Consider the following 12,417-nt stretch of genomic DNA (forward strand, 5'->3'; position numbering starts at 1 on the left):
GTCTTGAAAGGTTTAGGCGGCCAGGCGTTTCATGGCGGGTTTGCCGGCGTTCGCGGCGCCCGATTTGCCGCCAGGCATGGCGACGCGGCGCGGTGGCGGCATCTTGCCGAAATTGAACAGGCTCACGGCTTGCGACAGGCTGGCGGCTTCTGCCGCCAGGCGCGTGGCGGCCGCGGCGGCTTCTTCCACCAGGGCCGCGTTTTGCTGCGTCACCTGGTCCATGTGGGCGATGGCCTGGTTGACCTGGTCGACGCCGATGCTCTGCTCGCGCGAGGCGATGGAAATTTCCTGCATGATGGCCGTCACCTGCTGGACGGAGCTGACCACTTGCTCCATGGTGGCGCCGGCGCGGTTCACCTGCAGCATGCCGGCGCCCACTTTGCCGACGGAAATTTCAATCAGCTGCTTGATGTCCTTGGCCGCCACGGACGAGCGCTGTGCCAGGTTGCGCACTTCGCCCGCCACCACGGCGAAGCCCCGGCCCTGTTCGCCGGCGCGCGCCGCTTCTACGGCCGCGTTCAGGGCCAGGATGTTGGTCTGGAAGGCGATGCCTTCGATCAGGCCGATGATGTCGACGATCTTCTTCGACGAGGTGTTGATGTCGTCCATGGTGGTGATCACTTCGGAAACGATCTCGCCGCCCTGCACGGCCACCTTCGAGGCGGCCACGGCCAGCTCGTTCGCCTGCACCGAGTTGTCCGCGTTCTGTTTCACCGTCGACGAGAATTCCTCGATGCTCGAGGCCGTCTCTTCCAGGCTGGCCGCCTGCGATTCCGTGCGGCCCGACAGGTCCATATTGCCGACGGCGATTTGCTTGGTGGCCACGGCCATGGTTTCCACGTTGATGCGCACGTCGCGGATGGTGGCGATCAGGTTGCTGTTCATCTGTTGCAGCGCGCGCAGCAGCTGGCCCATTTCATCCGTGCTGTCCGTCTCGAAACTGCCCGACAGGTCGCCGGCGGCGATCGCCCGCGCGCCGTTCAGGGCCTTGCCCAGCGGCTTGAGCACGGACATGCGCAAGGTGTACCAGAGGAAGACGTTGATCAGGAAACCGAACAGGGTGGCGCCGAAGATGGCGTAATTGGTGATCTTGCCGCCGCTGGCGAACAGGCTGATGACGCACACCAGCAACTGCAGGCAGTTGACGATGGAGGTGGCGGCCCAGATGCGCAGGTTGAGCGACATGTGCGTCAGGTTGTGCAGCAGGTGGGCCAGGCCCGGGCGCACGATCTGCCCGTGCTTGATGACGATGTTGCCGCCTTCCTTGTTGCGGATGGCCGCGTAGGCTTCCTCGGCCGCCTTGACCTGGTCCTTGTCGGCCTTTACGCGCACCGACATGTAGCCGATGGTCTTGCCCGCTTCGCGGATGGGCGTGACGTTGGCGCGCACCCAGTAAAAATCGCCGTTCTTGCAGCGGTTCTTGACCAGGCCCGTCCATGGCGTGCCGGCCTGGATCGAGGCCCACAGGTCGGCAAACGCTTCGGCCGGCATGTCCGGGTGGCGCACGATGTTCTGGGGCGAACCGAGCAGCTCTGCCTCGCTGAAGCCGCTGACCTGGCTGAAGTACGGATTCACGTACACGATATTGCCGTTCATATCCGTTTTCGACACGATGGCCTGGTCGTCCTGGACGAGGACTTCACGGTTAGTCACTGGCAAATTTTGTCGCATGGTCGCGGCTTCCTGATCGGTTGAAGAGCTAATTGGTAAGTAAGACTTGCACGATTGCAAGAATGGAGATCAGTGTAAGGAGTCGACTGCGCAAATTTATTGATGTAGATCAAAATCCTCCAGATTGGTCGTGCTTGTGCGCATTTAGCGATAGCAATGCGGCATTGTTTTAAAGGTACTGGTTGCCGGGGGGGTTAATCGACGCCCGCCGTCAGCGGGCGCAGGCTGCCCACGGCGTAGCCTTGCGCGTAGTCGATGCCCAGCTCGCGGATGACGGCCAGGGTTTCCTCGTCTTCCACGTATTCGGCCACCGTCTTCAATCCCATCACGTGGCCCACCTCATTGATGGCCTTGACCATGGCGCGGTTGATGGCGTTGGTGGCGATGTCGCGCACGAAGACGCCGTCGATCTTCAAATAGTCGACGGGCAGGGCCTTCAGGTAGCCGAACGAGGAAAAGCCGCTGCCGAAGTCGTCGAGCGAGAAGCGGCAGCCCATGGCCTTGAGCTGGCGCATGAACACTTGCGCCTTGGGCAGGTTGGCGATGACGGCCGTTTCCGTGATTTCAAAACAGATTTGCTCGGGCGCAATGGCAAATTGCACGAACTGCTCGGTGATGTAGTCGTGCAAGCCCGTGTCGGCCAGCGACATGCCCGACAGGTTGACGGAATACAGGGCCGGTGCGCGGCGCCGGCTTTCCGCCAGCGCATCGAGTGGCGGCAGGCTGTCGCGCACGCTCTGGATATGCGCGCAGACGGCGCGGATGACCCAGCGGTCGATGGACAGCATCATGTCGTAGCGTTCGGCGGCGGGGATGAAGGCGCCGGGCAGGATCAGATCGCCCTTGCTGTTGCGGATGCGGATCAGCACTTCGTCGTGGTGTTCCGGGCCGTCGTGCAGGTGCACGATGGGCATGGCGTAGAGGCGGAAATAGTCGTGTGTGAACGCTTCGTTCAGGCGTGAAATCCACAGCATTTCGCCATGCCGCTGCGCCAGCATGACATCGGACTCCTGGTAGACGTGCAGGCGGTTGCGGCCCTGCTCCTTGGCCAGGTAGCAGGCCTGGTCGGCGGCGCTCAGCAGCTCGCTCATGGACTTGCTGTCCTGGTTGATTTCCACGATGCCGATGCTCACGCCCAGCTCGAAGCTGCGTTCGTCCCAGGCGAAACGGAATGCGCGCACGGACTGGCGCAGCTGGTCGCCGATCTGGCGCGCGTGCTCGAGCGCGCAGTGGGGCAGCAGCACCCCCAGTTCGTCGCCGCCCAGGCGCGCCAGGATGTCGCTGTCGCGCATGCGCCCCTGCAGCATCTTCGCCAGCAGCTGCAGCAGCACGTCGCCGGCGCCGTGGCCGCAGGTGTCGTTGATGACCTTGAACTGGTCCAGGTCCAGGTACAGCAGCGCATGCACGTGGCCGGCCTGCTTGGCCGTGTGCAGGGCGCCGGCCACCAGGTGTTCGAATTCGCGCCGGTTGATCAGGCCCGTCAGGGTGTCGTGCGAGGCTTGCCACGACAGTTCCTGGCTCAGCTTGCGCTCGTGGCTGACGTCGCGGAACACGACGACGGCGCCGAGGATGTCGCCGTCGCTCGACCAGATGGGCGCGGCCGATTCCTCGATGGCGATGCGCCGCCCTTCGCGCGTGATCAGCTGCGAGTGGGGGGAAATGCCGATGGCCTGGCGCTGTTGCAGGCAGCGCATGGCCACGTGCTCGAGCGCTGCGCCCGTGCGTTCATCGGCCAGCGGCATGGTCAGGCCGATGTCCAGGCCCTGCGCCAGCTCGTTGCTCCAGCCCGTCAATTGCTCGGCTACCCGGTTCAGGTAGCGCGTCTTGCCGTGCGGATCGGTGGTGATGACGCCGTCGGCGATGGAGCTGAGCGTCACTTCGGCCAGTTCCTTGCGTTCGGCGATCATCAGCTCGCGCGCCATGTGCTCGGTGATATCCCAGATGATGCCCAGGGTGCGTTCGGGATGCCCGGCGTCATCCATGAAAACGTGCGCCTTGGCCGCCAGCCAGTGTTCGCTGTCGTCGGGCCAGATGACGCGGTATTGCAGGGCATAGCCCGCGCGCCGGCGCACGCCGTCCTGCAGCACGCTCAGCACCTTGTCGCGGTCGCTGGCGTGCACGCAGTCGAGAAAGACGCGGAACGGCTGCGTCAGCGGGCGCTCCTCCAGGCCCAGCAAGGCGGCACCCTTGGCCGACCAGCTGACCGTGCCGTCGATGACCTGGCCATCGACGATGCGCGAATCCCAGATCGCCATGTGCGCCGCTTCCAGCGCCATCTGCAAACGTTTCTGCTGGTCGCCCATCATCCTCTCCCGACATGGATAAGGGATAGATGCGCCGCTGGTGCTTAAGTTCCCGGCAGCTCGGCGGGTGTGGTGGCCGAGGCGCGCGCCACGTCGCGCACATTCTTTTGCACGGCCACGGCGGCAAACAGGCTCAGCAGGAATGCCATCGCATAAAACCCTTTCTCGCTATTTTGCAGAGTAGCGTTCCACAGGCCGACAGTCAATAACAGCAAGGCCAGCAGCACGGAAATCCAGCACAGGCCAAAGTAAATCCCCGTCACGGCGATGCCTTCCGCGCGATCGCGCACGGATTTCTGCAGCGAGATGGCGGCGAACAGGCCATACATGAGGATGGTGAAGTAATAGCCCTTCTCGTTGAGGGCCATGTTGGCGTTCCACAGGCCGGACAGGTAAGTGACGATGCCAATCAGCAATGCCGCCCAGGAAGCACCGATAAAGGCGCTGCTGGGGCGTGGGGCGGGGGAAGTCTGCATAGGGTCTCCATGGGCAGCGGGCGCCGCCGGCATGGCCGGGGCGGCAGGCACGGATGCGCCTGCCGCCTCATCAGACCAGAAAGTTTATTTGCCTGGTTTGACCATGCGCAATAAAGCGGACACGGCGGTGACGCCGGCCAGCACCAGACCGCCTGCGATGAGGCCGGCCGCCGCATTGATCAGGCTGGGCGTGACGGCCGCCAGCACGGGGCCGATGCCGGCCACGCCGCCGACGGCTTCTTCCGCGTGGTGCAGCATGCCGCTGGCCCACGGCCAGCCGTGCGTCAAGATGCCGCCGCCGACCATGAACATGGCCAGGGTACCCACCACGGAGAGGAATTTCATCAGTTTCGGCGCCGCCGACACGAGCATGCGGCCAAAGCCGCGCACGCCGTCCATCAGCGCGCCCGCGCCCTTGCGCGCCGCCAGGTAAAAGCCCGCGTCGTCGAGCTTGACGATGCCGGCCACCAGGCCGTACACGCCCACCGTCATGATGATGGCGATGCCGACGACGACGGCCACCTGCTCGGCGAAGGTGGCCGCGGCCACCGTGCCCAGGGCGATGACGATGATTTCCGCCGACAAAATGAAGTCGGTGCGGATGGCGCCCTTGATCTTGTCCTTTTCCAGCGCGACCAGGTCGACTTGCGGGTCGCGCAGCGCCTGCGCCAGCTCGGCCTTATGGCTGTCGTCCGGGTGCAGGTATTGGTGGGCGATCTTTTCGAAGCCCTCGAAGCACAGGTAGGCGCCGCCCACCATCAGCAGCGGCGTGATGGCCCAGGGCGCAAACGCGCTGATGGCCAGCGCGGCGGGCACGAGGATAGCCTTGTTCTTCAGCGAACCGACGGCGACGGCCCAGACGACGGGCAATTCGCGCTCGGCGCGCACGCCGGCCACTTGCTGCGCGTTCAGGGCCAGGTCGTCGCCGAGCACGCCGGCCGTCTTCTTGGCGGCCACCTTGGTCATCAGGGAAACGTCATCGAGGATGCTGGCGATGTCGTCGAGCAGGGCCAGCAGGCTGGAGCCGGCCATCTCAGCGCGCTCCCATGGCGGTGGCAGGAAATCGTGGGGCGAGGAAAGTGTTGTTTTTCATGATGTTATTCTTGGTTGTACGGCAAGGAACGATGTGGCTAAGGCGTGACCGCGATCTTACCTCAGGGCGAGCCGGCAAGGCCGCACTGAGCGGGTTAAAATTGCTCATCGTCACCATTTTTTTGGACTCCGCATGCACTTCGCCACCTGGATCACCTTTGTCATCGCCGCTTCCATCATCGCCGTCTCGCCCGGCTCGGGCGCCGTGCTGTCGATGTCGCACGGCCTGTCGTACGGGGTGAAAAAGGCCAGCGCCACCATCCTCGGCCTGCAACTGGGGCTGCTGGTGGTGCTGGGCATCGCCGGCGCCGGCGTCGGTTCCCTGCTGCTCGCTTCCGAAGTGGCGTTCAATATCGTCAAGACGGTGGGCGCCTTGTACCTGATCTACCTGGGCCTGTCGCAATGGCGCGCCAAGGTAGCCGTCACGGGCGACCTGCATGCCGACGCCGTGGTGCCATCGATGCGCCGGCGCGTGCTGACGGGTTTTCTGACCAACGTGACGAATCCGAAGGGCATCATCTTCATGGTGGCGGTGTTGCCGCAATTCATCAGCCCGACGTCTCCGCTGTTGCCGCAATTGCTGATCCTGGCCGTCACCATGTGCACGATCGACCAGATCGTCATGCACAGCTATGCCTTTTTAGCGTCCTCGATGCAGCGTTTCTTCCGCGACGCGCGCGCCGTGAAAAAGCAGAACCGCTTCTTTGGCGGCTTGCTGATGGCCGTCGGCGCGGCCCTGTTCTTCGTCAAGCGCGGCAGCCAGGCGGCATCCTGAACGAAGTCAATATGCAAACATTTGTAAGCCCGCTTGCGATGCCGGCACTATGCGGATGTAATCGATAGCATGTCTTCCTTGTAGTCCTGCCTGGAGCGCTGCCATGCGTCCTATCCTGTCTTCCCCTTTTCTCAACACCGTGTGCGCCGTGCTGCTGTCGTCGGCGTGCACCCTGGCCCTGGCGCAGGACCCGCCCGCCCGCGTGGGGCGCATTTCCACCGTCGAAGGGCAGGTGCTGGTGCGCGCCGGCGATGGCGACGCGCAAAACGCCTTGCTGAACTGGCCCGTCACGACGGATAACCGCTTGACTACCCGGCGCGGTGCGCTGGCGGAATTTCGCGTGGGCGCGGCCGCCGTGCGCCTCGATGGCGATTCCGAGCTGGAAGTGAGCGAACTCGATGACGACAGTTTCAAGCTGCACCTCGGCTATGGCACGGTCAGCGTGCGCGTGCGCAATCCCGATGCGCTGCGCGGCTTCGAGCTGACTACGGCCCAGGCCCGCGTGATCCTGACCCAGCCCGGCTGGGTGCGCATCGAGGCAGGACGCCAGCCCGGCGCCAGCGTCGTCAGCGTGCTCGACGGCGCGGCCGACGTGGATGGCGCGACGGGCAGCGTGACCTTGCGTGCCGGCAAGCGCGCCGAGTTGACGGACGAGGAATTGCGCACGGGCGCGGTGCAGCGCGTGGCGTTCGACAACTGGCCCGAAGCCTTGTCCGCCGCAGCGCCAGCCTTGCGCTATGTCACGGACGATACCACCGGCTATGAAGAGCTGGACCGCTACGGCGCCTGGCAGGAGGATGCGCAATACGGGCCCCTGTGGCTGCCCAGCGCGGTGCCGGTCGGCTGGGCGCCGTACAGCGACGGGCGCTGGACGTGGATCGCGCCGTGGGGCTGGACCTGGGTCGACAATGCGCCGTGGGGCTATGCGCCCTCGCACTACGGCCGCTGGGTGCTGCTGGGCCACCGCTGGGGCTGGGCGCCCGGCCGCGAGCGCGGCCGCGTGCCGTGGGCGCCGGCCCTGGTGGGCTGGGTCGGCGGCAACCACTGGCAGCAGCACGGCCAGCGGCCGGGATCCGGCGTGGGCTGGTTTCCCCTGTCGCCGCACGAGCGCTACGTGCCCGGCTACCGCGCCAGCGCGGACTATGAACGCCGCATCAACCGCGTGGCCGAAGGACGCCGCCCGGTAATGGGTGAGCGGGGTGAGCGCGAACGGCGTGCAGGCATGACGATGCTGCCGGGCGAGCGTTTTGGCGGCGCGCGCACGGTCGACGTGCCGCGCCGCAACCGCACCACCATGCCGCCGCCCGTCATGCAAAGCTTGCCCTTGAGCACGGCGCCTGCGCCGGCGGGCAACTGGCAGCGTCCAGCCGATGCGCCGCGCGGCGACCGGGAGCCCCGGCGCGATTGGGGCAGCCGCCCTGGCCGCCTGCAGACGGACGATGGCCAGACGCATCTGGCGCCGCATCCCCTGCAGCCGAACCGCCCGCCCGTACCGGCCCAGCCGCAGCAGCCACAGCAGCCGCCCATGCCGGCGCAGCCCGTGATGCCGGCGATGCCGGTCTTGCCACCGGTGCATGACCATGTGGCCCGTCCTGGCTGGCGTGGCGAGGAGCGGCCCCGCGCCGACTGGCCCCGCGCCGAGCGTGGCCCCCGCCGCGAGGTGCTGCAGACGGCGCCGCCGGTTTCCATGCCCGCGCCGCCGCCCGTGGTACAGCCGCGGCCCGCGCCGCCGCCGATGCCGGCTCCTGCCGCCCGTCCGGCCCAGGAGGCGCGCAGCGCCGAGCGTCCCAATCCGCCGCGTGAACGCAGCAATGAGCGCAACAACGAGCGTGGCGGTCCCGGCCGCAATGGCCGGATGCAGGAAGTGGAGCGCTGACGGCCGTGCCGCCTGTCGCGCCGTATCGACGTTCAAGCCGCGAAATGCGCAGTTCGTCACATACCGGAGGTAAAGCCGCCGTGGTTTGGCTACAGTACGGCCACTGCTTATCCTCCAAGTGACAGCATCGACTTTTCCGGCTATTTTGTCCAAACGAAATAGTTTTCGCCAGCTTACCCAGCTGGCTTTTTTTTTCCGCGCCCCTGGGGCCATGGCGGCCGGCGCAGGCGCTGCCAAAGTTGGCTACAATACGCCTTTATGCAGCCGCCGCGCGATAAGCGCTGCCTGTTCTGACCGGCACTGATTGGATTTCCCATGCAAACGACCCCACCGACCGAAGTGACGATTCCTCCCAGCGAATCGCTGATCGAATACCCGAGCGATTTTCCCATCAAGATCATGGGTCCGACGCATGTCGACTTCGCGCCGACCATGCTCGAGCTGGTCATCAGCCACGATCCGACCTTCCATGCGGGCCGCATGGAAGAGCGTCCATCGGGCAAGGGCAATTACACGGGCCTGACCGTCACCGTGCGCGCCATCAGCCGCGAACAGCTCGACGCCCTGTACATGGCGCTGTCGGGCCATCCGATGGTCAAGATCGTCATGTAAGGCTGGCTGCCGCCACGCTGGCCCGGCTCTTCGTGAGCAGCCAGACGGCGGCAAAGGCGCCGCTGGCCGCCGCCGTCACCCACAGCAGCGGCTTTTCGCTGCCGTCCGTGATGGCGGCGATGACGGCGCCGCAGGCGGCCGTGATCGCCATTTGCACGAAGAAGAACAGGCCCGAGGCGCTGCCCGCCTGTGCGCCATACGGCTGCAGCACAGCCAGCTGGCAGGCGGGAATCGCCATGCCCACCGATACCATCACCAGCAGCATGGGCGCCACCAGCGACGCCACGTGTTGCGGCGCCAACGTCCCGGCCAGTAACAGGCTGGCCGCCCCCGCCACATTCAGCAGTACCGCCACGCCCAGCATGTGATCGGCGCCCAGGCGCGGTCCCAGCGCGCGGAACAGGCTCGACCCCGCGATATAGCCGCTCACCGTCAGCCCGAACACCAGCGCATACGCGCTGGGCGACAGCTGCATGCCCCTTTGCAATAGCACGGACGATTCCGCAATGAAGGGGAAATACGTGCAATACACGCAGCCGATGGCCAGCGCATAGCGCAGGAAATATCTGTCGCCCAGCAGGCGGCAGTACAGCGCCAGGGTATTGCCCTGTGGCACGACGCTGGCCGGCTTGGTTTCCGGCACCCAGGCGGCGATCAGCCACAGCGACAGCGCACCCAGCAGACACAGCACGCCAAACACGGCGCGCCAGCCGAACGCCGCGTCGAGCACGCTGCCGGCCAGCGGCGCCAGGATCGGCGACAAGCCCATCGCCATCGATATTCTGCCCAGCATGCGCGCCTGCGTGGCGGGATCGAAGCGGTCGCGCACCATGACCCGGCCGATGATGGTGCCGCTGCAGCCGCCGAACGCCTGCAGCACGCGCGCGGCGATCAGCACATGCACATCGCTGGTGAAGGTGCAGACGATGCTGGCGAGCACAAAAATGCCCGTGCCGGCCAGCAGCACGGGACGGCGTCCGTAGCGGTCCGCCAGCGGCCCGCAGGCGAGCATCGAGGCGGCCGAGCCGGCCATGAACAGGCTCAGCGTCAGTTGTAACTGGGCATCGCTGGCATGCAGGGCATCGGCCATGGCCGGCAGCGAAGGGAGATAGATGTCGATGCTGATGCGCGACAGGCAGACCAGCAGCAGCACGATGCCGCCCCAGGCCCATAAAGCGATGTGTTTCTGCATTGTTTTATACGATCCTCTCATGTGTCCCTGCATGCGTGCGCACCGCTGGCGCACCGGAACGGTGGAGAATAGGATGGTTGTGGTGTAATGCGAAGTGCCACTCATCAGAAAACGCATTGGACCACTTGGACGATTATCATGCCGCGAGGAAAATCACCGCACGCCCTGGACTTGCCTCGTCCCACCAGCTGGCTCGACCAGGCAGGCGTCAACAAGCAGGATGGCGCGTATGAAGCGCTGCGCTCGGCCATCCTGACGAAGATGCTGCCGGCGGGCAGCCGGCTGCCGTCGAGCCGCACCCTGGCCGAACGGTGGGAGTTGTCGCGCGGCACCATCGAAACCGTGTTCGACCGCCTGCACGCGGAAGCGTACGTGATGCGCGTGCCCGGTTCCGGCACGCGCGTGTGCGCCGTGGTGCCGGAACGCTTCCTGATGGCAGGATTTGCAGATACCACCCCGGCCGCGCCGGTCAGCGTGCCCGCGCCTGCCTCGGACACGGGCGTGCGCGACGGCTTGCCCTTCGTGGCGCGGCGCGCCGACGCCAGCCTGTTTCCCATGGCCGCCTGGTCCAAGTGCGCCACGCGGGCGCTGGCCGCCGCCACGCCGGAGCAGCTGTGCAGCGCCGATCCTGCCGGCCTGCCCCAGCTGCGCCAGCAGATTGCCGATTTCCTCGCCAAGTACCGCGGCATCCGCTGCGACCCGCACGACATCGTTGTCACGACCGGCATCCGCCACGCGATCGACTTGCTGGCACGCAGCATCGTGCGCGATGGCGACAAGGTATGCCTGGAAGAGCCGGGCTACCCGGCCGCGCGCGCCCTGTTCGCCCTGGCCGGCGCCATGCCGGTGGACATCGCCGTCGACGCCGAAGGCATCGATTGCGCCGCGCTGGCCGCGCACACGGACGCCTGCCTCGCCTACGTGACGCCGGCGCACCAGTCGCCGCTGGGCGTGACCATGTCCGTCACGCGCCGCCTGGCCCTGCTGGAATGGGCGAACGACCACGGCGCCTGGGTGGTGGAAGACGATTACGACAGCGAATTCAATTACCAGAGCGCGCCGCTGGCGGCCCTGAAGGCGCTGGACCAGTACCAGCGCGTGATTTATTGCGGCAGTTTTAACAAGACCCTGTTTGCCGGCCTGCGCGTGGGCTTCGTGGTGCTGCCGCCCGCCTTGCGCCCGCAGCTGCTGCGCATGGTGCAGTTGACGGGTCGCTCCGTGGGCGTGACGGAACAGCTGGCGCTGGCCGCCTGGATGGAGGAAGGCGCCTTCGTGCGCCATCTGCGCCAGGCCCGGCTGGCCTACAAGGAGCGGCGCGACCTGCTGCTGGCCTGTCTCGAACAGACGGCGACGGGCCGCTATACGGTCACGGGCCAGCAGGCGGGTTTTCATTGCGTGCTGTGGCTGCCGCCGGACAGCGATGAGCGGGCGTTTTGCGCGCGCGCCGCGCAAGAGGGGCTGGCCCTGCAGCCGCTTGGCGATTTTTGCCACAGCGCCAGGCTGGCGCCGGCCGTGCTGCTCGGTTACACGGCCCTGAGCCTGGCCCAGGTGCGCCACGCTGCGCAAAAATTGGGCAGGTTGCTGCTGCCTGCCGAGAATGACGAGGCCGCCCCGGCTGAATGAAACGCCGGCCTGGCTTATAATCACGGCTTCGCCGCAGCGTCCGCAGGGCGCCGGCAGCTGATTACAGAATCTGTCATGACCACCACCCGCACCGAAACGGCGCTGATCCGCGAGCTGGGCCGCGTCGATTACGAGCCGACCTTTGCCGCCATGCGCGCCTTTACCGACGCGCGCACGACGGACACGCGCGACGAACTGTGGATCGTCGAGCATCCGCCCGTGTTTACCCTGGGCCTGGCGGCCGACCGCGGCCATCTGCTGGCCGGCGCGGACGCGATCCCCGTGGTGCAGACGGACCGGGGCGGCGAAGTGACGTTCCACGGCCCCGGCCAGGTGGTGATTTATCTGCTGATGGACTTGCGCCGCAACAAGCCGGGCGGCAAGCTGTATGCGCGCCAGTTCGTGCATAAAATCGAGCAAGCCATCATCAACGTGCTGGCGGCGTATAATCTTGCTGGCGAGCGCATCGATGGCGCGCCTGGCATCTATATTGCCGGCGGGCCAAGCAAGGGTGCGAAGATCGCCGCGCTGGGCTTGAAAGTGCGCGGCAACGGCTGCACCTACCATGGCGTGTCGCTCAACGTGGCGATGGACCTGGCGCCGTTTTCCTGGATTAACCCCTGCGGCTATTCCGGCCTGAAGACGGTGGATATGCGCAGCATGGGCGTGTCGGTGCCGCTGGCCGAGGTGCAGCGGGCCCTGGCCCATGAATTGACCGTATTACTCGATGTAAGCGAAGTACACAGCGCCGCAGGCGCGCCTCAGGCAGCGGATGCCTGAGCAAACAAACCAAACTT

10 protein-coding genes are annotated in these 12,417 nt (G+C 66.0%); 5 read left to right on the forward strand and 5 right to left on the reverse strand.

Going from position 1 to position 12,417, the window contains the following annotated elements:
- Nucleotides 1-12: 12 nt before the first annotated feature.
- The 4 genes from ACQ4W4_RS16890 to ACQ4W4_RS16905 form a co-directional block, all read right to left on the reverse strand.
- A complete protein-coding gene (locus ACQ4W4_RS16890; RefSeq protein WP_436542956.1) occupies nucleotides 13-1,671 on the reverse strand; it encodes a methyl-accepting chemotaxis protein in 1,659 nt (552 codons plus the stop codon).
- Between the two features lie 194 nt (nucleotides 1,672-1,865).
- The gene (locus tag ACQ4W4_RS16895; protein WP_436542957.1) at nucleotides 1,866-3,974 is read right to left on the reverse strand and encodes an EAL domain-containing protein; all 2,109 of its coding nucleotides are present in this window, start codon (nucleotides 3,972-3,974) and stop codon (nucleotides 1,866-1,868) included.
- Nucleotides 3,975-4,018: 44 nt separating this feature from the next.
- Complete coding sequence (yiaA, locus tag ACQ4W4_RS16900; RefSeq protein ID WP_436542958.1) at nucleotides 4,019-4,450, reverse strand: inner membrane protein YiaA; 432 nt, start codon at nucleotides 4,448-4,450, stop codon at nucleotides 4,019-4,021.
- A gap of 84 nt (nucleotides 4,451-4,534) precedes the next feature.
- The gene (locus tag ACQ4W4_RS16905; protein WP_436542959.1) at nucleotides 4,535-5,482 is read right to left on the reverse strand and encodes a DUF808 domain-containing protein; all 948 of its coding nucleotides are present in this window, start codon (nucleotides 5,480-5,482) and stop codon (nucleotides 4,535-4,537) included.
- A gap of 193 nt (nucleotides 5,483-5,675) precedes the next feature.
- On the opposite strand from ACQ4W4_RS16905, the gene ACQ4W4_RS16910 reads away from it, so the two are divergent.
- From ACQ4W4_RS16910 to ACQ4W4_RS16920, 3 genes are all read left to right on the forward strand, one after another.
- Nucleotides 5,676-6,317 carry a LysE family transporter gene (locus ACQ4W4_RS16910; protein WP_436542960.1) on the forward strand — a complete coding sequence of 214 codons (642 nt, stop codon included), beginning with the start codon at nucleotides 5,676-5,678 and terminating at the stop codon, nucleotides 6,315-6,317.
- Nucleotides 6,318-6,420: 103 nt separating this feature from the next.
- The gene (locus ACQ4W4_RS16915; RefSeq protein WP_436542961.1) at nucleotides 6,421-8,193 is read left to right on the forward strand and encodes a DUF6600 domain-containing protein; all 1,773 of its coding nucleotides are present in this window, start codon (nucleotides 6,421-6,423) and stop codon (nucleotides 8,191-8,193) included.
- A 315-nt stretch (nucleotides 8,194-8,508) separates the two neighbouring features.
- Nucleotides 8,509-8,805: a DUF493 family protein gene (locus ACQ4W4_RS16920; RefSeq protein WP_070257888.1), complete on the forward strand. Its 297-nt coding sequence runs from the start codon at nucleotides 8,509-8,511 to the stop codon at nucleotides 8,803-8,805.
- Here the strand turns inward: ACQ4W4_RS16920 and ACQ4W4_RS16925 are convergent.
- Nucleotides 8,798-9,997 (reverse strand): multidrug effflux MFS transporter, encoded by a 1,200-nt coding sequence (locus ACQ4W4_RS16925; protein ID WP_436542962.1) that lies wholly within the window; start codon nucleotides 9,995-9,997, stop codon nucleotides 8,798-8,800. The two genes, ACQ4W4_RS16920 and ACQ4W4_RS16925, sit on opposite strands and share 8 nt — an antisense overlap.
- 138 nt (nucleotides 9,998-10,135) lie before the next feature.
- On the opposite strand from ACQ4W4_RS16925, the gene pdxR reads away from it, so the two are divergent.
- Both pdxR and lipB read left to right on the forward strand, forming a co-directional pair.
- Nucleotides 10,136-11,620: a MocR-like pyridoxine biosynthesis transcription factor PdxR gene (gene pdxR, locus ACQ4W4_RS16930; RefSeq protein ID WP_436542963.1), complete on the forward strand. Its 1,485-nt coding sequence runs from the start codon at nucleotides 10,136-10,138 to the stop codon at nucleotides 11,618-11,620.
- A 75-nt stretch (nucleotides 11,621-11,695) separates the two neighbouring features.
- Complete coding sequence (gene lipB, locus ACQ4W4_RS16935; protein WP_436542964.1) at nucleotides 11,696-12,400, forward strand: lipoyl(octanoyl) transferase LipB; 705 nt, start codon at nucleotides 11,696-11,698, stop codon at nucleotides 12,398-12,400.
- Nucleotides 12,401-12,417: the final 17 nt, after the last annotated feature.

The organism is Janthinobacterium glycogeni (genome assembly GCF_051380725.1).
Taxonomy (GTDB): Bacteria; Pseudomonadota; Gammaproteobacteria; order Burkholderiales; family Burkholderiaceae_D; genus Janthinobacterium.

Excerpts from the sequence above, each read along its gene's own strand:
- ACQ4W4_RS16890 (WP_436542956.1), bottom strand. The coding sequence starts at position 1,671 with ATGCGACAAAATTTGCCAGTGACTAACCGTGAAGTCCTCGTCCAGGAC.
- ACQ4W4_RS16895 (WP_436542957.1), bottom strand. The coding sequence starts at position 3,974 with ATGGGCGACCAGCAGAAACGTTTGCAGATGGCGCTGGAAGCGGCGCAC.
- yiaA (WP_436542958.1), bottom strand. The coding sequence starts at position 4,450 with ATGCAGACTTCCCCCGCCCCACGCCCCAGCAGCGCCTTTATCGGTGCT.
- ACQ4W4_RS16905 (WP_436542959.1), bottom strand. The coding sequence starts at position 5,482 with ATGGCCGGCTCCAGCCTGCTGGCCCTGCTCGACGACATCGCCAGCATC.
- ACQ4W4_RS16910 (WP_436542960.1), top strand. The coding sequence starts at position 5,676 with ATGCACTTCGCCACCTGGATCACCTTTGTCATCGCCGCTTCCATCATC.
- ACQ4W4_RS16915 (WP_436542961.1), top strand. The coding sequence starts at position 6,421 with ATGCGTCCTATCCTGTCTTCCCCTTTTCTCAACACCGTGTGCGCCGTG.
- ACQ4W4_RS16920 (WP_070257888.1), top strand. The coding sequence starts at position 8,509 with ATGCAAACGACCCCACCGACCGAAGTGACGATTCCTCCCAGCGAATCG.
- ACQ4W4_RS16925 (WP_436542962.1), bottom strand. The coding sequence starts at position 9,997 with ATGCAGAAACACATCGCTTTATGGGCCTGGGGCGGCATCGTGCTGCTG.
- pdxR (WP_436542963.1), top strand. The coding sequence starts at position 10,136 with ATGCCGCGAGGAAAATCACCGCACGCCCTGGACTTGCCTCGTCCCACC.
- lipB (WP_436542964.1), top strand. The coding sequence starts at position 11,696 with ATGACCACCACCCGCACCGAAACGGCGCTGATCCGCGAGCTGGGCCGC.